We start from the raw sequence: 22,181 nt of genomic DNA, 5'->3' as shown, positions 1-22,181 counted from the left end.
GGGCGCGTTTCCCGTTGCAAGCTGGCCGCTGGTGCCGGCCTTCAAACCCGTGTCCGTCAGGCCGTCAATTCTGGGCCGACATCTGCCCTGACTGGCGCAGGCTCTTGTTGATCTGCTTGCCCAGCCAGGCCGCGACAGCCGCCGGATCTTCGTTTTTCAGGAGCACACGGCCGATGGATTCCTCCATGTCGCGTGTGATCGAGCCCAGCGCCACCGGAGGGAAGGAAATACCGATCGGCGTCAGCGAGGTGAAGGAGGTACCCCACACCGAATCGCCCTGTACGTCCATGCGCGGCGAACTGTCGGGGAAGACGGCGGCCTGATAATCCTTGCTGAGCAGGAAGGAGACGAATTCCCAGGTCTCCTCGGGATGCTTGCTCTTGTAGACGTAGAAGGGAGCGATCTCGAAGAAGGTCGCCGCCTTCTGGCCCGCCGGTGGAGGGGCCACGCGCACATCCTTCATCTGCTCGGGATTCTGGTCGGCGCGATTTCGCATCCAGGAGCCGTTGACGACCATGGCGTATTGGCCGAGCGCGAAGTTGGTGTCCTCCTCCTCCCAGCCCCAGCCGGGGGCTTGCGGTGCGATGATGCCCTTGTCGAGAAGCTGGCGGTAGAGGGCAAAGACCTCAGTTGCCCGCTTCATCTCCTCGGGATTGTCGGCCCAGTCATTCTTGTACTTGCCGTCGGCCTGGCGCCTGGCGATCTGCACGTCGTTCTGCGCGAGATACATGATCAGTTCCTGCGGCGAACGCACGCCACGGCCGGCGATGCCGAAGCCGGGCTTGCCCGTCGCCTGCTTCACCTTCAGGCTGGCTTCGACGAGCTCGTTCCAGCCCTTGGGCGGCGTGTCGATGCCAGCCTGCTTGAGCATGTCGGCGTGATAGAGCAGCCCGCGCAGGCCGAGATAATTGGGCAGGGCCAGCAATTTGCCGTCCACGGTGAGCTGGTTGAGCGCATTGGGGTAGATGGCGGCGCGATCGGCCCATTTGGCGGCATAGGGCGTGAGATCGGCAAGGGCGTTCATGCGGTTCAACTCGCCGAACCACTCGATCAGCCCCCAGCTGAGATCCGGCGCGTCGCCGCCGGCGATCGAGGTGACGAGCTTGTCGTGCAGCGCCTGGAAGGCGATGTTCTGTGTCTTGATCTTGATGTCGGGATGAGCCTGCTCGAACTCGGCGATCTTGGCAATGGCCGCCTTGCCGTCCGCCTGCGATGGATCCCAGGCCACCCAGAAATTGAGGGTGACCGGGTCCGCCCGCGCCGGGCTCAGCACGAGAGGGGTGAGCAGGGCACCCAGCAGCAATCCGATCTTCAAGAGCTTCATGATTTCTTCCTCCAGCTGTTTCATTGGCGGTTTGTCTTTCCGCCCTGTCGTTCTTGGTAGTGCGAGAGCACCTCGGCAGACTCCGGAACGGAGCTAAAGCGTTTTGCGATTTGACGGAATCGGCAAGAATCGCAAAGACGCGTCGAAACAAAGAGTTAGAGCAAAGAAGCGTTCACGCTTGAACGCGCTTTGCTCTAGGCGACGACCTGCTGGTCGGGTGACACGCCGCCTTCCTTGCGGCTGCGCTCCACGCGCAATTCGTCGATGCTGCGCACCGGCAGGCGGGCCGCGCCCTGCCAGTCGCGCTTGGGCACCTGCTTGGCGGCAAGGCGCGCCTTGGCCCCGTCGATGGCATGGGCGTATTGGGGCAGCCATCGGGCCTGGGCAACCAGCATCTCGTCGGTCATCTGCCAGACTTCCTCGGGCGTGCAGACGGCACCGACCAGCGGATCATGCAGCATGGCGAGCTTGAGCAGGTCGACATCGCCGGTGATCGCGGCCTTCACCGCCATGCGCTGAACATTGATCGAAGCGATGCAGGGCGCGGCGCAGGCATCCGGCAAGGTGAGGCCGGCCACCATGTTGAGGCCGAAGCGGTCGACGAAGCCGGTGCTTTCGACGATGGCATCCTCGGGCAGATTGGTGATTAGGCCACGGTTGCGCACATTGAAATGCCCTCGATAGACGCGGCCGGTCTCCAGCGCCTCGATGATGTAGCTGGCATGCTCGGTGGTGCGCCTTGCGGGGTCGACCGGCGTGCCCGCATCGTTGAGGAAGCGCGGGAACTCCTCCTCGAACCAGTTGCGGCCTTCGGTGCAGACCCGTAGATAGCCGCCCGTCTCGCCATGGATCCATTCCGACATGTCGATCCAGCGGGTGATCTCCTCGGGCCGCTTGCGGTACCAGGGCAGATATTCGGACAGGTGGCCGTTGCTCTCGGTCGAATAGACGCCGAAGCGCCGGAGCACGTCGATGCGCACCTTTTCCTGTTTCGAGTAGACCGGGTGGCGCTCATAGGCCTCCAGCAATTCCTGCTTGCCGATGCGCCGGCCCTTGTGGCGGACATCGATATACCAGGTCTGATGGTTGATGCCCGAGCAGATATAGTCCACCTCCCTGGGGTCGGCGGCGCCCAGCACCTCGGCGATCTGGCGCCAGCCATGCTGGATGCCGTGACACAGGCCGATGGTGTCCACCCCGCCATGGTCGAGGGCCGCCCAGGTATTCATCGCCATCGGGTTGGCGTAGTTCAACAGGCGCGCGCCCGGTTCGGCGACCTCCCTGATGTCCTTGCAGAAATCGAGGAGCGCCGCGATCGAGCGCTGGCCGTACATGATGCCGCCGGCGCAGATGGTATCGCCCACGCACTGGTCGACGCCATATTGCAGGGGAATACGGATATCGTCGGCAAAGGCCTCGAGCCCGCCGACCCGCACGCAATTGATGACATAGCGCGCACCCGCCAGCGCCTGGCGCCGGTCCGTCGTGGTGGTGATGCGGGTGGGAAATTTGTTGACCTCGACCAGACGGTCGAGGATCTCGCGGATCATGTCGAGATTGTGCTGGTTGATATCCGTCAGCGCGAACTCGATGTCACGCAATTCCGGCACGCAGAGGATGTCTCGCACCAGGGTCCGGGTAAATCCGACGCTGCCGGCTCCGATAATCGCAATCTTGATGGCACTCATGGCCTGAAACCTCCCTGCAACACCGTTCCCGCCTGCCACGAGCAGGAAATCACACCGCATACACGCCGATTGATCTGCCGGAACAGTGGCGTATCCTCACGGCCATCCATCTATGCGCGGCGCCAGCTGTCCAGAACAGAGGACGATGGTGCTCTTTGGGGTAATTTTGTGCTCACCGCTCTCGCCGCCAACGGCCCCTTCCGCCACACCATCTCGCTGCCCCGCCGACGTGACCGGCTGCACGTGATGCCAACCAGCACAGGCTACGAGATCGCCAGCGCGCCTTCCTATGACTGGGATGGACGCAAGCGCGGCAGTACCCCCTTCTCGATCCTGCAGCACACCATCGCCGGGAGAGGCAACCTGCATTACGAGAGGCGGCGCTACACCATCGGCCCGGGCGATACCATGCTGGTGACGATCCCCCATGCGCACCGCTATTGGGTGGAGCAGGGCGAAAGCTGGTCTTTCTTCTGGATCGCCATGTGTGGCCAGGAAGCGCTGCGCCTGCACCGGGCGATCCTTGCCGCCGCGGGCCCCGTCTTCCGGCTGCGTCCGGAGACGATTGACACCCTGGCGGCCATCTCCATCGGCCTTGCAGATGGTGGACTTGCCGCCGGCAAGGCCTCGGGCCTCGCCTACCACGCCACCATGGCGCTGCACGATGATCTGATGGCCCGCCATGAGTCCGCCCCGGATGCCGGTGGACATCTGGCGATCGGCCGCGTCACCTCCCACATCCGCCGCCATCTCGACCAGGACCTCGAAGTTCCAGCGCTCGCCGACATTGCGGGCATGAGCCGCGCCCATTTCAGCCGGACCTTCCGCACCGTCGCGGGTGTGGCTCCCTCCGAATTCGTGATGCGGGAGCGCATGCAGCTGGCAGCGCGACTGCTTGTCAACGGCCAGCTCAGCATCAAGGCAATCGCCAGCACCTGCGGCTTTGCCGATCCAAACTATTTTGCCAAGGCATTCCGGCGCACTTTCGCCATCAGCCCCTCCGAATTCCGCACCACAGGCATGTATGCCGCAAGGTCGGCGGGAGCATGAAGCCAGCCCTTTATGTTCCCGATGAGCTTTCTCACTGCCCCTTCCTGGCCTCGTCCAGCCAGCGCTGCGCCGCATCGTAGTGGCGCTGCTGCATGGAACCCGACACCATGCGGATGGCGGCGAAGAGGATGGCGGCGTCATCGGTGTAGCCGAGGCCGACGATGAAGTCGGGGATGACGTCGAAGGGCAGCACGAAATAGGCGAGCGCGGCAGCCAGCGTCACACGCACCCTCATGGGGGTTTCCCGGTCGAGCACCGTGTAATAGGCGGCGAGCAGATCGAGGGCGAAGGGCACATGGGCCAGTACGCGCTTCAGCTTGGGCAGGAACTGCGCGCGCAGATCGCGCTCGCGCTGCTCGAAGCCGGCATCGGCGTCATCGGACATACGGGACTGCGTGACCATGGCACCTTCCTTTCGCGAGAGGATGTGGCCCCGTTAGGGAAGGTTTCAATGGGCCGTATCCCATTGCTCGAAAATAATTGGACAATGACTGGCGCACGCCCGTTCCGCATCGGCCCTTGCGCTTCTAACATGGCAGGCAAACGCGATTTGCCGTGCGAATCCATTGCGTCCGACCGCGCAACGGGATATCGCATCGCAACAAGATTATAACGGGTCGAAACTGGAGGTTCCTTCCGATGGCCGATCCAAAGCTATCTGCCGACCGACCCCTCTCCCCCCATCTCCAGATCTATCGCTGGCCCATCACGATGACGATGTCGATCCTGCATCGCGTCACGGGCGGCGCGCTCTATTTCGGCACGCTCCTGCTGGCCTGGTGGCTGCTCTCGGCTGCGGCGGGTGCTCAGGCCTTCGCCTGGATGCAGTGGTTCATCGGTTCGCCCATCGGCCTTCTCGTGCTCTTCGGCTACACCTGGGCGCTGATGCACCACATGCTCGGCGGCATCCGTCACTTCGTCTGGGATCTCGGCCATGGCCTCGGCCCGGGCGACCGCGACCGTCTTGCCCGCTACAATCTCATCGGCTCCATCGTGCTGACCATCCTGATCTGGATCATCGGCATCTGGGCGCTCGGCGGCTCGAACTAGGGGGTGTTGTCAGCTATGGATTGGAATTTGATGAGGTCAAAAATGGTCAGATGGGAGGAGCATCGCGCACGCCGATACATCCGTATCGGCAAGCGGTGCGACGCTGCAGCTGACCATTTTTCACCTCACCGCAAAGCGGCGGGGCGCTTTTGGCCGACTGGCACGTCGCGTATCGTAGCAAGCCGACAGGCTTGCGTCCTCACGCTCCTTCCATTCGGCCAAAATCGCTCCCGTCAAATCCAATCCATAGCTGACAACACCCCCTAGGAATGGTCATGAGCAACAAAAGCCTCAAGACACCACTCGGCCGGGTCCGCGGCCTCGGGGCCGCCAAATCGGGCACCCAGCATTTCTGGCTGCAGCGCCTCACGGGCGTGGCCTTGGTGCCGCTCACCGTCATCTTCGTGTTCACGGTGATCTATCTCGCCCGCGCCAGCCAGACCACGGTGATCGCCACGCTGAGTTCGCCCCTGATCGCCATCTTTCTTTATCTTTTCATCATCGCTGGCGTCATCCACATGCGGGCCGGCATGCAGGTCATCATCGAGGATTATGTCGAGAAGGAGGAACTGAAGATCGCGGCCGTGATGGCCAACACCTTCTTTGCCATCTTCATCGGGGCGGCCTGCCTCTATGCCTTGTTGAAATTGAATTTCGGGATTTGATTGATATGGCCGACGGCTCCGTTTCCCAGCCTGCCTCGAGCGGCAACGCCTATCCCATCACCGATCACAGCTATGATGTCGTGGTCGTCGGCGCCGGCGGCGCGGGCTTGCGCGCCGTGGTCGGCTGTTCCGAGGCGGGCCTGCGCACCGCCTGCATCACCAAGGTCTTCCCCACACGCTCCCACACCGTGGCCGCCCAGGGCGGCGTCGCCGCCTCGCTCGGCAATATGGGACGCGACGACTGGCGCTTCCACATGTACGACACCGTCAAGGGCTCGGACTGGCTGGGCGACCAGGATGCCATCGAATATCTTGTGCGCAATGCACCGGCCGCCGTCTACGAACTCGAGCATTGGGGCGTGCCCTTCTCGCGCACCGAGGATGGCCGCATCTATCAGCGCCCCTTCGGCGGCATGACCACCGACTACGGCAAGGGCATTGCCCAACGCACCTGCGCCGCGGCCGACCGCACCGGCCACGCCATCCTGCACACGCTCTATGGCGCCGCCCTCAAGCATCACGCCGAGTTCTTCATCGAATATTTCGCCATCGATCTGATCATGGACGAGGAAGGCCAGTGCCGCGGCATCGTGGCGCTCAAGATGGATGACGGCACCATCCACCGCTTCCGCTCCCATCGCACCATCCTTGCCACCGGCGGCTATGGCCGCGCCTATTTCACCGCCACCTCCGCCCATACCTGCACGGGCGACGGCAATGCCATGGTGCTGCGCGCCGGCCTGCCGCTGCAGGACATGGAATTCGTGCAGTTCCACCCCACTGGCATCTATGGCGCCGGCTGCCTGATCACCGAGGGCGCGCGCGGCGAGGGCGGCTACCTCACCAATTCGGAAGGCGAGCGCTTCATGGAGCGCTATGCGCCCTCCGTGAAGGATCTCGCTCCGCGCGACATGGTCTCGCGCGCCATGACGATGGAAATCCGCGAGGGCCGCGGCGTCGGCAAGCTCAACGACCACATCTTCCTGCATCTCGACCATCTCGATCCGAAGATCCTGCATGAGCGCCTGCCCGGCATCTCCGAATCGGCCCGCATCTTTGCCGGCGTGGACCTCACCAAGGAACCGATCCCGGTGCTGCCGACCGTGCATTACAACATGGGCGGCATCCCCACGAACTATCATGGCGAGGTGCTGACCAAGAAGGGTGACGACCCCGACGCCGTGGTGCCCGGCCTAATGGCGCTGGGGGAAGCGGCCTGCGTCTCCGTGCATGGCGCCAACCGCCTGGGCTCCAACTCGCTGATCGACCTGGTGGTGTTCGGCCGTGCGGCGGGCCTGCGCTGCGCCGAGATGCTCAAGCCCGGCGAGAAGCATCGCGACCTGCCGGCGGATTCGGCCGAGAAGGCGCTCTCCCGCCTCGACAGCCTGCGCTATGCCAAGGGCTCGACGCCAACGGCGGAACTGCGCCTCTCCATGCAGCGCGTCATGCAGAACGACTGCGCGGTCTACCGCACCGGCGTCTCGCTCGCCGAGGGCAAGGACAAGATCCACAAGGTCTGGGCCAGCGCCGACGATGTGCGCGTCACCGACCGCTCGCTGATCTGGAACTCCGACCTGATCGAGACCCTGGAGTTCGACAATCTGATCGCACAGGCCGTGGTCACCATGGACGGGGCGGAGAACCGCACCGAAAGCCGCGGCGCCCATGCCCGCGAGGATTTCCCCAACCGCGACGACCAGAACTGGATGAAGCACACGCTTGCCTGGGCCGACACGGAGGCGAAGTCTGTTACGATCGATTACCGCCCGGTGCACACCTACACCATGTCGAACGACGTCCAGTATATCGAGCCGAAGGCGCGCGTGTATTGAGGAGGGGCTTGACGGTGTACGACCGCGGAGGGGCAGCATGACGATCGCAGCGAGCCTGAGATGTGCCGTCACCCTTGGCGTCGTGCTGGCAATAGGCCTTCCCATCGCCGAGGCCAAGCCGGCGAAGAAGATCGCCGCAACCTTTCTGGGCGAGCGGTTTCCAGCAGAAGTCGCAGGATTTCGCTATGCCGGTGTCAAGAATTACGAAAGCCAGCAGGCCGGCGGGGGCTATGGCGCCCGCTACGAGGGCCCCCCTGGCACGTGGGCCGATGTCTACGTCTATGATTGGGCCCGCAAGGACATTCCTGATCACTACAACGAGAAAACCAGCTATGACGAGCTGGCGCTTGTGGGCCAGGCTATCAACAAGGCGGTGCAGATCGGCGCCTATCGCAGCGCCACGCCCACCGGAAGCTTCGCCGTACCGGCCAGCGGCATCCCCCGCCTCAATTGCGACCGTTTCCTGATCGAGCCCAAGACGGGTGACGCGCGCGAGAGCATCGCCTGCGTGACCAACCGCAACGGCCGCTTCGTCAAGATCCGGCTCGATGGCCCCAAGGGTGCGCTTGATTTGGGCAAGCCCGGCTCGAATTCGATCAATGCCTTTCTCAAAGCCTGGGTTTCTCCTTAAGGGGCCGCCCGGCTGACTTCATGATGTCCTCCTGAACGAAGTTCATTCCATGGTCCAGCTCACTCTCCCCAAGAACTCCCGTGTCGTCAGCGGCAAGGTCTGGCCGAAGCCGGAGAGCCAGAAGAACCTGCGCGAGTTCAAGATCTACCGCTACGATCCCGATGGCGGCTCGAACCCGCGCACGGACACCTATTTCGTCGATCTCGACGATTGCGGGCCGATGGTGCTGGACGCCATCATCTGGATCAAGAACACGGTCGATCCGACGCTGACCTTCCGCCGCTCCTGTCGCGAAGGTATTTGCGGCTCCTGCGCCATGAATATCGACGGCTCCAACACGCTGGCCTGCACCAAGGCCATGAGCGACATCAGGGGTGCCATCAAGATCTATCCTCTGCCGCATTTGCCCGTGGTGAAGGACCTGGTGCCGGACCTCACGCGCTTCTACGCCCAGCACGCCTCGATCGAGCCCTGGCTGCAGACCGACACGCCGATGCCGGAGAAGGAATGGCGCCAGTCGCATGGCGACCGCGAGAAGCTCGATGGCCTCTATGAGTGCATCCTGTGCGCCTGTTGCTCGACCTCCTGCCCGAGCTATTGGTGGAACGGCGACCGCTATCTCGGCCCCGCCGCGTTGCTGCAGGCCTATCGCTGGCTGATCGACAGCCGCGACGAACGCACCGGCGACCGCCTCGACGAGCTGGAGGACCCCTTCAAGCTCTATCGCTGCCACACCATCATGAACTGCGCCCAGACCTGCCCCAAGGGCCTGAACCCGGCCAAGGCCATCGCGGAGATCAAGAAGATGATGGTGGCGCGCCAGGTTTGAGCACGACATCCTCGACCATCGAGCCTGTTACGGCGGAACTCTACGCCTTGATCCAGGCCAGTCTGCGCCGCATCGAGGGGGAGGAAGGCGCTCGCGTGCTCCTGGCCGTCGAATCCGGCAGTCGCGCCTGGGGCTTCTGGTCGCCCGACAGCGACTATGACGTGCGCTTCGTCTATGTGCGTCATCCCGATGCCTATCTTTCGGTGGAACAGCCCCGCGACGTGATCGAGCGTCCCCTCTCGGATGAACTCGACATCGCTGGATGGGACCTCGCCAAGACGCTGAAGCTGATCTTCAAGTCAAACGCGGTCATCCTGGAATGGCTGCAGTCGCCTATCCGCTATGGCGGTGACGAGGACTTCGCCGCCGCGATCCAAGACTTCGCCCGTCCCCGACTCGACGAGAAGGCACTGGCCTACCACTATCTCAATCTTGCCCGTAGCCAGATCGCCCGCTTCCTCGACCATCCCGAAGAGGTCCGCGGAAAGAAATATTTCTATGTGATCCGGCCGGCCCTCACCTTGCGCTGGCTGCGCCTGCATGGCGCCGGCACCATCCCGCCAATGGATTTCGGCCGCTTGACCCGCGAGACCGACCTGCCGGAAACGATTCTCGAGGCGCTCGCGCAACTGCTGGAGCAGAAGAAGAAGGAACGCGAGTTTGGCTCGATCCCGCGCCATGCCGCACTGGACAAGCTGATCTTCGCCGAGGTCGAGGATGGCGAGAAGCGTGCAAGAAGGCCCACGCAGCGTCAGGCCGCCGGTGACATCGAGGCAGCGAATACGCTATTCCGGGATTGGGTGCGATCTGGGAGCGCGTCGTAGGGGCGTCCGCGCTCCCGGGTTAGTTCACCGGTCCGGTGATATCGACATCGTCCACCGGCGCCTGCTTTGCGAGGTCATCACGCCTGAACTGCGGCGAGGCGGCGGCTGGGACGGTCGCGGGGGCCTGGATCGAGAGCTTGGGCAGATGGAGGGCGGGCTCGACCTGGCGGCCGGCCGGCGTGGCAGCGGAGGTCACCGTCGACAGGGCAACCAGCACGGCAAGGGCACCTGGGGCAGCCATCGATGTTCTCCGGCGAGAGTCACGTTCGGGCCACACCTTCTCGAAATTGATTTAAGCAAGCCTTAAGATCGCCTGGGTTATCAAAAAATCGACACAGAGTCGGTTCAGCACAGCTCGAGCCATTCGGGAACAAATGATATTCCGTAACGGCATGAGAACCCCATATCGTATCCTTGGCCTACCGAGGCGCTTCTTACTGTCACGCCGTCTGCCAATCTGGTATTGGCACCTTTGAGCAACACCTGATCTGGAACCGGATGGACCGATGAAATTATCCGCGCTGGTACTTCTTCCTTGTGCCCTGGCTTTGGCTTCCTGCGCGTCATCGTCCCGTCTTGGCGACACATTCGATTTCGGCGCGCGCAAGCCCCCGCCGGACAACCGTCCGATCGCCGCACCCGAGCCGCTGATGGCCGCACCCACGGAACAGGTCTCCTCCGAGCCGCTGCCCCCTGCCGGCGGCAATGGCGTGACGCCCGGTTCCTCGGTGGCCGTGGGCAACCCACCAGCGGGCGGGCCCTCCTCGCAGAGCCAGGTTGCCGCCTTGCCGACCGCGCCACCGGCGCCTTCCGCCGGCGGCATCGCCGGCTCCTGGAAGATCTCTGACGCGGCCCGCGGCAGTTGCGGCATCTCGCTGACCCGCCAGACCCTGCTCGACGTCTACCGCGCCACGCCGTCGGGCTGCCAGGCCGGGTCGCTTGCAAAGGTCAATGCCTGGCAGCAGCGTGGCCAGGAGATCGACCTGCTCGAGCCGGGCGGCCGCACCGCCGTGCGCTTGTTCCCCACCGGCGACGGCGCCTATGAAGGCGCGGCCACGATGTCGGGCGCCAAGATCCGCATGACGAGGTAACTGGGAGCGCGGACGTCCCGTCCGCTCTTGAACCGATGACGGATACGAAAAGGGCGCCAACCGTGACGGTAGCGCCCTTTTTTCATACGGCTTGTTTTCAAGAGCGGACGGGACGTCCGCGCTCCCAAAGATTACGTCCTGCTCACCGCCGGCGCCCTGCCGTGCGGGTGGATCTGGGTGTCGTGCTCGGTGAGGAAATAGCGCCGCACGATGTCCCAATAGCCGTTATAGACCAGCCCGCCATTCTCCTGGATCAGCCGCTCACGGTTCTGCCGGTACCAGGCCGGGATCTCGTACCAGGGCATCATCGGATTGTCGTGGTGCACCACATGCAGATTGTTGTAGAGGAACAGCAGCCCGAGCAGCGGCGCGTTCTCGACGATGGCCGTGCGCTCTTCCACATCGCTCTCGGCCCGGTGCTCGGCAAAGGAGCGCACCAGCATCAGCGCCGTGGCGGGATAGACGATCAGCGCGAAATAAACGAGCGGGTTGATGCCGCACACCAGCACCAGCCAGGCCAGCACCGCCAGCAACTGGAGAGCATGGCTCGCCCAGATATGGCGATGCATCGGCTCGTCTCTCCATACCGCCCGAGCCTCGCGGGCCAGGAAGGTCGACATCGCACGCGCGGGACCGATGGTCATGCGGCCGAGGAAGGTGGCGTTGATCCGGATGAGCAAGGCGTGGAGGGGGCTCAGCTTGTCCCACTGCTCCTGCGTCCAGTAATGCGATTCGGGATCGTCGAGCGGATCCGTCAGCCGCTCGTCGCGGTGATGGATGAGATGGCTGATGCGATATGATTCGTAAGGCAGCCACAGCAGCAGCGGCCAGCAGCCGATGAAACGGTTCAGCGTGCGATTCGTGGTGGGGTGGCCGTGAATGATCTCATGCTGCAGGGAGGCCTGCCACGCCACCGTCCAGGTGCCGAGGGGAATCCAGAGCCAAAACGGGATCGAAGCATGAAAATAGGTCAATAATCCCCAAAGACCATAGATTAAAGCAGCAAGAGCCACGGTTGGCCATTCGACCGCCCGTCGCGCCCTTCGCGCTTGAATCGCAGCCTTAGTCATTCAAATCACTCCACATTATTGGGGATGATGCAGGCAAATCACAAATTACACAAGGATGATGTTGTAGCAGAACATTGACATCCGTCGTTTTTTGTTCTCTTATGTGTACTGTTCCACCACTTGTTGATTATTGTAACCAAATGGAGCGGCTATGGCCCATCCCAGCGCGGCTCAAGGCTTCCGCGACCGGCTGGAGCGCGTGATCGCGCAGACCGGCCTGAACCAGGCAGGCTTCTCCCGCCATGTCGGCATCGACCGCTCGACGCTCTCCCAGCTCCTTTCCCCCGAGAATGATCGCCTGCCCCGGGCGGAGACGCTTGCCGCCATCGCCAAGGGCTGCCGCATCTCGATCGACTGGCTGCTGGGCCTCTCCCAGCGCGAGCAGGTCGGTGCCGAACTCGTCGAAGCCGTGCTCACCATCGAGACGCAGGCCCACGCCCCCTTCGACGAGCGCTTCCTGCGCTGGCATGCCGAAGCGGCCGGGCGCAAACTGCGCACCGTGCCGATGACCTTCCCGGACTTCATGAAGACCGATGACGTCATGCATTTCGAATATGCGGCGGCGCTCGGCCCCGATCCCAGTCCGGCACTGGGGGACCGGCGGCGCCACGTCGTCGCGTCCGTCCGGGACGGCGGCGAGATGGAGGCTTGCGTCTCGATCCAGGCGCTGGAGGCCTTCACGGCCGGCAAGGCCCAGTGGGAGGGCCTCGACAGCGCCACCCGCCAGATCCAGCTCAACGCCATGGCCGCCCTGGCCGAGGAGCTTTATCCCACCCTGCGCCTGCAGCTCTACGATCTCAGGCAGACCTATTCGGCCCCCTTCACCGTGTTCGGCAATTCACGCGCGGCGGTTTATCTTGGACCGACCTATCTGGTGCTGAATGCCAGCGAGCACATCCGCACGCTGACACGCCGCTTCGACGATATCGTGCGCACGGCGGTGATCCAGCCGCATATGATGGCCAGCTATCTGCGCGAGCAGGCGGCGACGCTGAGCCAGAAGGCAGCGTGACCTTCCGGGACCGCCCAGAAGCACCAACTTTGCGGGGTGAGACGCGAGTGGAGTGCCGATCTCCAGATCGACATTCTTGGAAACGATGCGTTCTGTTAGAAAGAAAGATGGTGATCGGAGATCGCCACTCCGCGTTTGGCACGCCTACTTCCACAAAGCTGGCGCCAATAGGCAAGGATGCCTGCGATCCCGGGAAAGATGAACACTGCATGAACAGCCGCTTGCAGGAGTATTCACACATTCCCAGTTAGGATGGTTTCACGATCTGGTTTGGAGTCGCATCATGTCCCGCCGAGCCCTTATCGGGGTTATAGCCGGTCTTGGCCTCCTGACCGGCGTAAGTAGCGCGTTTGCACAGAACTACATGGATGACGACGCCCCGCCTCCCCCGCGCATGGGCTGGAACCGTGCCATGCCAGTGCCGCCGCCAAATGCCGACATCGGCGGTGACCAGTTGCTGCCGCCGCGCACGATCATCGGCAGCCTGTTCCGGCGCGGCTATCGCGATGTCGATATCAAGCGCGTGCGCGGCGACAGCTACATCGCCGAGGCGAGCGATCCGCAGGGCGGACGCGTGCTGATCGTCGTCGACGGTCATACAACCGAGATTACGGGCCTGCGCCAACTTGGCTGGGACCGGCCTGCTCCCCGTCGCTGGGACGACAATGGCTGGCTCCCCCCGCGGCCCTGGGGTGGTCCACGCTGGTAGGCTCGAGGCTTCCTCGATAGCACGGCGTGATCCGGAGTGGTCCGGCGGCCCGCCTGCGCCCTGAGCGCAGGCGGGCTTGTTTTTGGCATGTCATCCCGGACAAGCCGCAGCGCACAGCGATACGGTGCAGTCAGACCAAACCAGGGGGTTGGTCCGGGGGCCGCATGACGAGAAATCTGCGTGCTTGCTGTCTCGGATCTTCGCCACGCTGCTTCGCGGCGCGGCTCGTCCGGGATGACCGCAGCGAAGAAATAGTGCTATGGAGCGGTATCCCTCCATTGCCCGGGTTCCATGCAGCTCTTCGATTGCCCCGAAAATCCCTGTCCGGACGGCGCAGTCGTCGAGATGATCACCACCCGTGACGGCGTGGCGTTGCGAACCGCCCGCTGGCCTGCCTTGTCTCCCAAGCCCAAAGGCACGATCTGCCTGTTCCAGGGGCGCTCGGAATTCATCGAGAAATATTTCGAGGTGATCCGCGACCTGCGCGCCCGCGGCTTCGCCGTGGCGACGATGGACTGGCGCGGCCAGGGCGGCTCGGACCGGCTGCTGCTCGACGGGCGCCTCGGCCATATCGACGATTTCGCCCATTACGGCCCCGATATCGAGGCGTTCATACGCCAGGTCGCACTGCCGGAATGCCCAAGCCCCTTCTACGGCCTCGCTCATTCCATGGGCGGCGCCATCCTGTTCGCCAATCTGCCGCCGGGCGCCAGCCGGTTCGAGCGCCTGGTGGTGACCACGCCGATGATCGACCTCGGCAGCAAGCCGCCGGCTGCCCGCTTCCTCGCCCGCTTTCTCGGTGGCATCGGCCTGTCCAGGCGCACCGTGCCCGGCTTCTCGCCGCGGCCGGTAGGTCTGAAACCGTTCGAGGGCAATCCCGTCACCTCGGACCCCCAGCGCTATGCCCGCGCCGCCTTGGTCGCCCGCGAGGCGCCGGAGCTTGCCATCGGCGCGCCGACAGTCGGCTGGGTCAGGGCCGCCTTCGCGGTGATGGACCATCTCATGGACCCGCGCTTCGGCGCCGACTGGCGCATCCCCACGCTGATCTTCCTCGCCGGCGAGGACAGGGTGGTCTCCTCCCCGGCGGCCAAGCATTTCGCGGCCAAGCTCTTCGCCACCAAGGCCGTGAACATCCCCGGCGCCCGCCACGAGATCATGCAGGAACGCGACGCCATCCGCGACGTGTTCTGGGCAGCGTTCGATGCATTCGTTCCGGGAACGAAGTGAGGGAATATCGGCTCTTGAGGGGCTGCGCGACTCTGGCTGGCAAACCTAATACCGCCCTTGCCCTCAATATTCCGCCTGCAGCAGGGACAGCGCCGCCGCGTGCACGCGGGCATCGCCGGCCGCCACGATGCGCCCGCCCGCCTGGGCGGGGCCGCCGTCCCAGGTGGTGATGACGCCGCCGGCGCCCTCCACGATCGGGATCAGGGCGCAGATATCATAGGGCTGCAGGCTCGCCTCGATCACCAGGTCCACCAGCCCCATCGCCAGCATGGCATAGGCATAGCAGTCGCCGCCGTAGCGCGAGAGCTTCACCTTCTCCTCGATGACGGCGAAGCGCTTCTGCTCCGGCGGAGCCATCAGGCGCGGCGTGGTGGTGTACAGCACCGCTTCGGACAGGCTGGCGCAGGAGCGCGTCTTCATCACGCGCTCGCCGCCCGGGCCGCGATATTTGGCCGAGCCGCCGTCGCCCGAGAAGCGCTCGCGCGTGAAAGGCTGGTGCATCATGCCGTAGCAGGGCTGGCCGTTGCGCAGCAGGCCGATCAGCGTGCCCCAGCCGACCATGCCGGAAATGAAGGATTTGGTGCCGTCGATCGGATCGAGCACCCAGACGAACTCGGCGTCGAGGCGCTCGGAGCCATATTCCTCGCCCATCACGCCGTGGCTGGGGAACATGGCGCGGATCTTCTGGCGAATCACCGCCTCGGCGCCGCGGTCGGCCTCTGTGACCGGGTCGAAATTGACGCCGCCCGACTTGTCCTCGGCGACCAGCGCGGAACGGAAAAAGGGCAGAATAGTGGTGCCCGAAACGCTCGCAAGCTCATCCACGAAGGCTTCGAAATCGACAGGCGCCATCATGCTCTCCACGCTGCCCCGACAGTGACCGGCTTCGATGCTGTAGAGCAGTTTCGGACAGGAGAAAACCTGTTTCTAGAGCAAAATGCGTTCAGGTAGGGAGCGCATTTCGAAATTAACTTACTGGTATCAAAAGCGTTTTGCGATTCTTGGTGATTCGATCTGAAAGTAAAACGCTCTAGAAAAGAAAACCCCGCCACGAGGGCGGGGCTCTTGCCCTATGCCGGCAATGGGCGCCGGCTCAGGTTACTACTCGTGGACGATCACTGGCAAACGCGGACGCGCTCGATGTGATAGCCGTAATCATACTGGTTCGGCACGCGCTGGCGCTCGAACCAGCAGCGGGGCTGAACATAGACCGGAGCAGGCGCGGGCTCATAATAGCCGTCGTCGTAGTAACGATCGCGATTGTTGAGAGCACCGCCCAGCAGCAGGCCACCGACGAGGCCCGCAGCCGCGCCGCCGGCGAAAGCGCCGTTGCGGCCATACTCGGCCTGAGCTGTACCGGTGGTAGCCACCGACGCACCGGCAACCGTGGCAAGAACCAGAGCCGATGCAAGAACCTTCTTCAACATGATCCACTCCTCACAGGGGGTGTTTGGGGAAGCGCAGCCGCTCGGCAGCACCTCGTGTCCTTGAATTGATAGGGTGCACTCTAAAGGCTAGGACCTGAATGGACTATGAACGCAACAGACAGCATCCGCTCACAGCCGTTCAGGACGGCGCCTTCTATCCGCAACCGCTCCGAAAGCCAAGAGGGCTGAAGATTACAATCCTGGATTGCAGCTAGCCTGGACTGGCGAAGTTCACCACGTCGACGGCATCGCCGAGCCGTTCCCGTGCGATATCGACGACATGGCGGTGGTGGGTGAACAGGATCTTCTGCAGCGAGGAGCCCGGCACCGCCAGCACCTGCAGCGCGGCGGCGACGCGATCCTCGTCGAAGGTGATCACCAGATCGTCGCCGATGAAAGGCGGCACCTCGCGCCGGGCGGCCATGGCCTCGAGATTGGCCAGGCGCAGCGCCAGATAGAGCTGGTCGCGCGTGCCTTCGCTCAGGCCCTCGATCGGCGTAGTGTTGCCGTCGATGCGCCGCGCGGCAAGACGCAGGCGGTCCTCGTCGTCATAAAGCGTGGCGATGCCGGCGAAGCCGTTGCTCGTCATGGTCGAGAACAGGGCGCCGGCTCGGGCGATCAGCGGCCCCTGCTCGGATTTGAGCTGGCGTTCCAGCCCGGCCTCGATCAGCAGCGAGGCCGTCTTCAGCACGAGATAGTCGCGCGTGATGCGTTCGAGATCGCCGCGGGCGTCCTGGAGAGCCTGGGCGGCGCCAGCGGCGCCAGCCTCGCGTTCGATGGCCTCGCGCTTGCGGCGCAGATCTCCGAGCGCCAGGGCAGCCTGCTTGTCCGCCTCCATCAGGGCCACCAGCTCGGCCTGCACCGCTTCGGCCTCGCCGGCCGCTTCGTCGGCACCGATCTCGGCGGCTTCCGCCCGCAAGATGGCTTCGTCCAGCCCGTCGCTTTGCGCCGCCAGTTCGGCCCGCGCCTTGGCGAGGTCCTGGCGCAGGGCGGTTCGCGCCACGAGATCACCGGCGAGCGCGGCAAGATGCGCCGGCTCGCAGCCGGTCCGGGACGCCAGGACAGCGATAGCCTCGTCATGGCCGCGCTGCGCCAGCTCGGCCTCGGCAAGCGCGGCCTTGCGACGCTCCAGCGCCTCCTGCGCGGCCCGTCGCCTTGTCGCTGCCTCGCGCGCTCGCGCAAGACCGGCGGCAAGGCCCACTGCGATCTCGGCGGGTTCGGCGACTTCGTCCGGGGTCAACCGGCCGGCGAGGCCGACGGCACGTTCTGCGAAACCGGCCTGATCGTCGCGGATACTGGCGATGCGGTGCTCGATGCTGTCGAGCTGGGCGAGTTTGCCCTGCACCGCAACCCACAATTCGCCCGCCTTGGCCGCTTCCTGCGGACTCGCATCCGCAGGCAGGCCGAGGGCGCCCAGCGCCGCCGACCATTCCGCTTCCATACCGGCAAGCACCATCTCGGCCTCTTCCCGTGCCTTGCCGGCCCGCGTGAGCTCGGCCCGGGCCGTGGCGAGCTGATCCGAGACGGAACGGGCCTCGCGCGCGCCCTGTTCGAGAGCGCCGAGGCGGTCTTCGATCAGGCGCATCAGGCTCGGCAGGCTCTGCGCAGCCACGCCGGCCAAACCGGCCTCGGCGGCGAGCGCTTCCAAAGCGGGGCGCTCCGCCGCAAGGCGCAGCCTGGCCCGGCCGATGCGTGCTTCTAGGTCGCGCAGCGCCTGGCGTTCCTCGCGCAGGCGGACAAGTTCGGAAAGGAAGCGGCGCATCACAGCGGGCGTGCCAGCCTTGCAGCCGAGTGGCGAGAACAAGACCTGCCAGTCCCGATCGGCGCCTTCGCGGTCTTTCGCCAGCACCGCGATATGATCCTGCAGCGTCGCCAGCGCCGCCGCATCCTTGTCGCGCGTGCGCAGCATCACGTCGCGGCGAGCGAGGCGCTCGGCCTGGGCCAGGCGCCGGTCAGCCAGCGCATCGACCTGCGTCACGATCTTGCGATAGGCCTTGATCGCCGCGGCGGAGGGCTCGGCGGCGATCGCTTCGAACAGGGCATCGCGTTCCGCGCGCTCTCCGGCAAGATGTGTGCTGTCGATCAGGCCGTCCCCGCCTGCGGCTGCCTCCAGCACCGTATCGGTTTCGGCGATGGCCCCCTTCAGGCGGTAGGCTTCGGCCTCATATTGGCGCGCCTTGGCATCGAGCCCGGCGAAGCGGCGTTCCGCCTCCGCGAGCGTCTCCTCGGTGGGCTCCTGCCAGGACCAGAGCCGGGCCTCCTCCGGCACGGATGGCGAGAGCCGGGCGAGCCTGTCCGCGAACAGCCCGCGGCGTCGCTCGAGCTCGGCCTCCTGCTCGCCGACGGTCGCGGCCTCGGCCAGGGACGGCTGCATGGCCTTCAGGCGCTGGCGCAAGGGCTGGGGATCGGCGCCGTTGCTGACGCCGGCCGCCTTGCGCTCCAGGGCCTCGATCGCCTCACAAGCCCTGGCGGCGGCTCGCTGGTTTTCGGCAGCCGCCTCCCCAGCCTTGCGTCGCCGCTCGGCGACCACACGGATGCGCTCCAATGCGAGGTCGTCGGGCCGAAGATCCGCCAGTGCCCCGCGGTCGGGCTGGCCGAGGCGCCGGGCGAGATCGTCGAGGTCGCGGGTAAGGTCACGCGCCTCCAACTCGCGGCGCGGCAGGTCCTGCAGGGCCTTGGCAAGGGCGGCGCGCTCCTCGTTCAGCGCTGTGATCGTCTCGCCCTCGGCCAGGAAGTCCTCGTCGACGCGGATCGAAGCGAGCGCCTGCCCGGCCTCGCCGCTTTCACGGGCAAGACGCGTCAGGGCTTCCCGGCCGGCCTCGGCTCGGGCCAGGGCTGCCTCGATCTCGCCCGCCACAATGTCTGCCAGGTCCGGCAAGGCCTGGAGGGCGGCAAGCGCCTGCTCGCCCTGATCGATGCGAATGAGCAGCGGTGCGATACGTCGCACACGATCTATGCGTGCACGCCTGATGCCGGCCTCGCGCAATTGTCTTATCAGGGCAAGAGCTTGCGCTTCCTGGGTGGCGATCTGCTCTTCCAGGGCACGCACGTCGTCGGCCCGCAGCGACTGGTCGCGCAAGGCGCGCCGCGCCTGGTCGTAGCGCTCCTGGGCTTCATAGAAGGCTCGCTTGTTCGATTTGCGGCTGCCGAAGAGCCCATCGGCCTCCGCCTCCAGCCCGGTGCGCACGGAAAGCAGGGTCTTCAAACCCGAGGCGGCGGCGAACAGGCTTTCGCCGACCTCGCCCTGCGCTGCCAGCATCTGCCGCGCACCCTCGCGCAGCCCGGCCTGGTCGAGGCCGAAGGCGGCGAGAAAGACCTCCCGCGAGATGCCACTGAGGGCGCCGTCGAGCAACCCATCGTCGAGCGGCGTGTCGGCGCCGTCACTCAGCGAATTGCGCAGGCGCTTGCGCCGCCAGAAGGCGAGATTGCTGCCATCGGCCCGCAGCACCTGCGCGCCAATCTTCAGATCCTCGTAGCGATGACGGAAATTGGCCGGGCTGCGCGGCTCGAAACCGTAGAGCAGGTCGGTGATGGCTGATAGAGCCGAGCTCTTGCCCGCCTCGTTCGGGCCATAGACGATGTGCAGTGCCGCTTCCGGGCGGAAGTCCAGTCGCACATCGGTGAAGGGGCCGTAGCGGCCGAGGTCGAGGCGGGTGAGCTTCATGCCGCGTCCCCGCCGCCATGACGCAGGCGCGCCAGCGCGACCGAGCGGGCTTCCGCCACCAGCGCCGTCTCGATCCCCTCCCCGTCCCCGCTCACCGCCTGACGAATCTCATCCGGAAGCTTGGCCAGGATCTCCTCGATGACGACATTGAGGTGCTCGCTGAATTCGGCCTCTTCTTCGAGGCCGGCGAGCAGCGCCTGCGGATCGGCGAGACCGACGGCCTCGCCGTCTCCGGCCGTGCGGGGCGGCAAGGTCGCGAGTTCGACGCGCTCGATATAGAGCCGGTCGCTCACCCGGTCGGCCGCCGCCTGGATCTCGGCCTGGAGATGCTGGCTGTCGGCAGCGAGCGCATCATGGGCCCGCGTCTCGCCCTGCAGGGTCAGGCGCAGGGCGAGTGGGCGCTCCTCGGCCGCGGCGAGTTCGGTGCGCAGCGCCGGCTCGACCAGCGCCAGCACCTCGGCCAGATCCGTGGCGCCGCCAACATCCATGCGGGCATGCGCCCAACGGGCCTTGTCGAGCACCAGTGGCGTCGCCGAGACCACGGCGCCCTTGTCGACTTCCACCAGCATTGCCCCCTTGGCGCCGGCTTCGCGCACATGGCGGCCCTGGAGATTGCCGGGGAAGACCACGTAAGGGTCGCTGGAAACTGTCTCGGCCGCGTGGATATGGCCGAGCGCCCAGTAATCGTAATATTTGGCCCGGAGATCGGCGAGCGTGCAGGGCGCATAGGAGGCATGGCCGGCACGCCCGTCGAGCGAGGTGTGCAGGAGGCCGATATTGAACCAGCCTTCGCGGGCGGCAGGATAGGCGCGCACGATATTGTCGCTCACCGAGCGGTCGGCGAAGCTGCGGCCGTGCAGCGCGACCTTGAGATCGGCGAGTTCCAGCGTCTCGGCCTTGCGGGTGCCGAAGAGATGGACGAGTGGGGGCAGCGTCACCTTGCGCGAGATCTGGCTCTCGGCGTCATGGTTGCCCTGGATCAGGAAGGTGGGAATACCCGCCCGCGACAGCCGCGCCAACTGTCCGACGAAGAACAGGCCGGTGTGATAGTCGCGCCAATCGCCGTCATAGACATCGCCGGAAATGATCAGGAAGGCCGCCTCGCGCGCCAGCACCTCATCGATGAGCGCGACGAAGGCCCCGCGTGCCGCCTCACCGAACAGTGCCGCCAGATGCGGCTGGCGCGCGGTGAGCCCATGCATCGGACTGTCGAGATGGAGATCGGCGGCGTGGACGAAGCGAAAGCGCATGGGAGGCTTTTAGGGCGTGGAGCGGCCGGAGGAAAGGCATCCCGAAATCGCAGTCATCCTCGCCTGTTCTTTTCCCCTGCCAAGACTGCATCCGGGGAGAGGAACGCGCAGGCAATGCAACACCCTTCCCAGAGGAGGCTCTGGAACCACCGTCATTGCGAGCACAGCGAAACACTCCAGGGGTAACAAACGCTGCCCTTTGACCTGGATTGCTTCGCTGCGCTCGCAATGACGGGTGGGTATCGCCCCCAGCCTCCAAGTCGTGGCCTCATGCGAGACACCCGAACCAGCAGGAGCCCCTCACCCCAATATCGGCCCAAGGTAATCCCGCTTGCTCAGCTCCACGCCGTTGGCGCGCAGGATCGCGTAGGTGGTGGTGAGATGGAAGTAGAAATTCGGCAGGGCGAAGAGGGTGAGATAGGCCTCCGGCTCGAACTCGCGCGGTTCACCGCCGAGCTTCAGGCTTACCTTACGCCCGGCCGCCGCCTCGACCGAAGCCTCCGGCACCGAGCGGATATAGTCGAGCGTCTTGGCGATGCGCGACTGCAATTCGACAAAATCCTTCTCCTCATCGGCATGCTTGGGCGCCTCGACGCCCGAAAGCCTGGACACCGCGAGCTTGGCCGAGTCGCAGGCCGTCGAGACCTGGCGGGAGAGGGGGAGCATGTCGGCCGTCAGCCGCAGCCCGCACATCACCACCGGGTCTATCTTCCGGGCCTCCGCGTAAAGAGCACCCTTCTCCAGGATGGCCGAAAGGTTTCCCAAAGCGTGAACGAACACCTGGGCCGACGATTGATAAAAAGTAAGGGGCATATTTCCTCTCGGTATTTGTCTGATT

General features: G+C 64.8%; 21 protein-coding genes. 11 read left to right on the top strand and 10 right to left on the bottom strand.

The genetic code is table 11. The annotated features are described in order from the left end of the window. Nucleotides 1–64: 64 nt before the first annotated feature. Both QQL24_RS02550 and QQL24_RS02545 read right to left on the bottom strand, forming a co-directional pair. The gene (locus QQL24_RS02550) at nucleotides 65–1,324 is read right to left on the bottom strand and encodes an ABC transporter substrate-binding protein (RefSeq protein ID WP_284310307.1); all 1,260 of its coding nucleotides are present in this window, start codon (nucleotides 1,322–1,324) and stop codon (nucleotides 65–67) included. A 194-nt stretch (nucleotides 1,325–1,518) separates the two neighbouring features. Further along, nucleotides 1,519–3,012: an alpha-glucosidase/alpha-galactosidase gene (locus tag QQL24_RS02545; RefSeq protein ID WP_284310306.1), complete on the bottom strand. Its 1,494-nt coding sequence runs from the start codon at nucleotides 3,010–3,012 to the stop codon at nucleotides 1,519–1,521. Between the two features lie 168 nt (nucleotides 3,013–3,180). Here QQL24_RS02545 and QQL24_RS02540 point away from each other — a divergent pair, with 168 nt between their 5' ends. Then, on the top strand, nucleotides 3,181–4,062 hold the full coding sequence (locus tag QQL24_RS02540; RefSeq protein WP_284310305.1) for a helix-turn-helix transcriptional regulator: 882 nt from the start codon (nucleotides 3,181–3,183) through the stop codon (nucleotides 4,060–4,062). 31 nt (nucleotides 4,063–4,093) lie between these two features. Here QQL24_RS02540 and QQL24_RS02535 read toward each other — a convergent pair whose 3' ends face one another. Beyond that, nucleotides 4,094–4,465 (bottom strand): YkvA family protein, encoded by a 372-nt coding sequence (locus QQL24_RS02535; RefSeq protein WP_284310304.1) that lies wholly within the window; start codon nucleotides 4,463–4,465, stop codon nucleotides 4,094–4,096. A 236-nt stretch (nucleotides 4,466–4,701) separates the two neighbouring features. Here QQL24_RS02535 and sdhC point away from each other — a divergent pair, with 236 nt between their 5' ends. The 6 genes from sdhC to QQL24_RS02505 all read left to right on the top strand — a co-directional run bounded on the left by sdhC (nucleotide 4,702) and on the right by QQL24_RS02505 (nucleotide 9,893). Further along, nucleotides 4,702–5,112 carry a succinate dehydrogenase, cytochrome b556 subunit gene (gene sdhC, locus QQL24_RS02530; RefSeq protein ID WP_284310303.1) on the top strand — a complete coding sequence of 137 codons (411 nt, stop codon included), beginning with the start codon at nucleotides 4,702–4,704 and terminating at the stop codon, nucleotides 5,110–5,112. A 275-nt stretch (nucleotides 5,113–5,387) separates the two neighbouring features. Continuing rightward, entirely contained in the window at nucleotides 5,388–5,777 is a 390-nt protein-coding gene (sdhD, locus tag QQL24_RS02525; protein WP_431310626.1) for a succinate dehydrogenase, hydrophobic membrane anchor protein, read from the top strand. A gap of 5 nt (nucleotides 5,778–5,782) precedes the next feature. Further along, on the top strand, nucleotides 5,783–7,609 hold the full coding sequence (sdhA, locus tag QQL24_RS02520; protein WP_284310301.1) for a succinate dehydrogenase flavoprotein subunit: 1,827 nt from the start codon (nucleotides 5,783–5,785) through the stop codon (nucleotides 7,607–7,609). Between the two features lie 37 nt (nucleotides 7,610–7,646). Continuing rightward, on the top strand, nucleotides 7,647–8,240 hold the full coding sequence (locus tag QQL24_RS02515; protein WP_284310300.1) for a hypothetical protein: 594 nt from the start codon (nucleotides 7,647–7,649) through the stop codon (nucleotides 8,238–8,240). A 49-nt stretch (nucleotides 8,241–8,289) separates the two neighbouring features. Continuing rightward, nucleotides 8,290–9,069 (top strand): succinate dehydrogenase iron-sulfur subunit, encoded by a 780-nt coding sequence (locus QQL24_RS02510; protein WP_284310299.1) that lies wholly within the window; start codon nucleotides 8,290–8,292, stop codon nucleotides 9,067–9,069. Then, complete coding sequence (locus QQL24_RS02505; protein ID WP_284310298.1) at nucleotides 9,066–9,893, top strand: nucleotidyltransferase domain-containing protein; 828 nt, start codon at nucleotides 9,066–9,068, stop codon at nucleotides 9,891–9,893. The genes QQL24_RS02510 and QQL24_RS02505 overlap by 4 nt, the downstream gene beginning before the upstream one ends. 19 nt (nucleotides 9,894–9,912) lie before the next feature. Here the strand turns inward: QQL24_RS02505 and QQL24_RS02500 are convergent, their stop codons facing one another. Then, nucleotides 9,913–10,134, bottom strand: coding sequence for a hypothetical protein (locus QQL24_RS02500; protein ID WP_284310297.1), 222 nt, complete (start codon nucleotides 10,132–10,134; stop codon nucleotides 9,913–9,915). 265 nt (nucleotides 10,135–10,399) lie between these two features. Here QQL24_RS02500 and QQL24_RS02495 point away from each other — a divergent pair, with 265 nt between their 5' ends. Further along, complete coding sequence (locus QQL24_RS02495) at nucleotides 10,400–10,984, top strand: AprI/Inh family metalloprotease inhibitor (RefSeq protein ID WP_284310296.1); 585 nt, start codon at nucleotides 10,400–10,402, stop codon at nucleotides 10,982–10,984. A 131-nt stretch (nucleotides 10,985–11,115) separates the two neighbouring features. Here the strand turns inward: QQL24_RS02495 and QQL24_RS02490 are convergent, their stop codons facing one another. Beyond that, the gene (locus QQL24_RS02490) at nucleotides 11,116–11,958 is read right to left on the bottom strand and encodes a fatty acid desaturase (RefSeq protein WP_284310295.1); all 843 of its coding nucleotides are present in this window, start codon (nucleotides 11,956–11,958) and stop codon (nucleotides 11,116–11,118) included. 247 nt (nucleotides 11,959–12,205) lie between these two features. Between QQL24_RS02490 and QQL24_RS02485 the strand changes: the two genes are divergently transcribed. From QQL24_RS02485 to QQL24_RS02475, 3 genes are all read left to right on the top strand, one after another. Beyond that, on the top strand, nucleotides 12,206–13,066 hold the full coding sequence (locus QQL24_RS02485) for a helix-turn-helix domain-containing protein (protein WP_284310294.1): 861 nt from the start codon (nucleotides 12,206–12,208) through the stop codon (nucleotides 13,064–13,066). A 283-nt stretch (nucleotides 13,067–13,349) separates the two neighbouring features. Then, a complete protein-coding gene (locus QQL24_RS02480) occupies nucleotides 13,350–13,775 on the top strand; it encodes a hypothetical protein (protein WP_284310293.1) in 426 nt (141 codons plus the stop codon). Nucleotides 13,776–14,120: 345 nt separating this feature from the next. Continuing rightward, on the top strand, nucleotides 14,121–15,002 hold the full coding sequence (locus QQL24_RS02475; protein ID WP_284310292.1) for an alpha/beta fold hydrolase: 882 nt from the start codon (nucleotides 14,121–14,123) through the stop codon (nucleotides 15,000–15,002). 63 nt (nucleotides 15,003–15,065) lie between these two features. Here the strand turns inward: QQL24_RS02475 and hisN are convergent, their stop codons facing one another. From hisN to QQL24_RS02450, 5 genes are all read right to left on the bottom strand, one after another. Beyond that, nucleotides 15,066–15,854 (bottom strand): histidinol-phosphatase, encoded by a 789-nt coding sequence (gene hisN / locus QQL24_RS02470; protein WP_284310291.1) that lies wholly within the window; start codon nucleotides 15,852–15,854, stop codon nucleotides 15,066–15,068. A gap of 263 nt (nucleotides 15,855–16,117) precedes the next feature. Next, nucleotides 16,118–16,429 carry a hypothetical protein gene (locus QQL24_RS02465; protein WP_284310290.1) on the bottom strand — a complete coding sequence of 104 codons (312 nt, stop codon included), beginning with the start codon at nucleotides 16,427–16,429 and terminating at the stop codon, nucleotides 16,118–16,120. A gap of 211 nt (nucleotides 16,430–16,640) precedes the next feature. Continuing rightward, nucleotides 16,641–20,093 carry an ATP-binding protein gene (locus QQL24_RS02460; protein WP_284310289.1) on the bottom strand — a complete coding sequence of 1,151 codons (3,453 nt, stop codon included), beginning with the start codon at nucleotides 20,091–20,093 and terminating at the stop codon, nucleotides 16,641–16,643. Then, entirely contained in the window at nucleotides 20,090–21,343 is a 1,254-nt protein-coding gene (locus QQL24_RS02455; protein ID WP_284310288.1) for a metallophosphoesterase family protein, read from the bottom strand. Before QQL24_RS02455 ends, QQL24_RS02460 begins: the two co-directional genes overlap by 4 nt. A 300-nt stretch (nucleotides 21,344–21,643) precedes the next feature. Further along, nucleotides 21,644–22,156, bottom strand: coding sequence for a DUF1993 domain-containing protein (locus QQL24_RS02450; protein ID WP_284310287.1), 513 nt, complete (start codon nucleotides 22,154–22,156; stop codon nucleotides 21,644–21,646). Nucleotides 22,157–22,181: the final 25 nt, after the last annotated feature.

The sequence above is a fragment of the Labrys miyagiensis genome (genome assembly GCF_030160835.1).
GTDB lineage: Bacteria > Pseudomonadota > Alphaproteobacteria > Rhizobiales > Labraceae > Labrys > Labrys miyagiensis.
The sequence above is the reverse complement of the archived record's forward strand: the minus strand, read 5'-3'. Positions and strand labels throughout refer to the sequence as shown.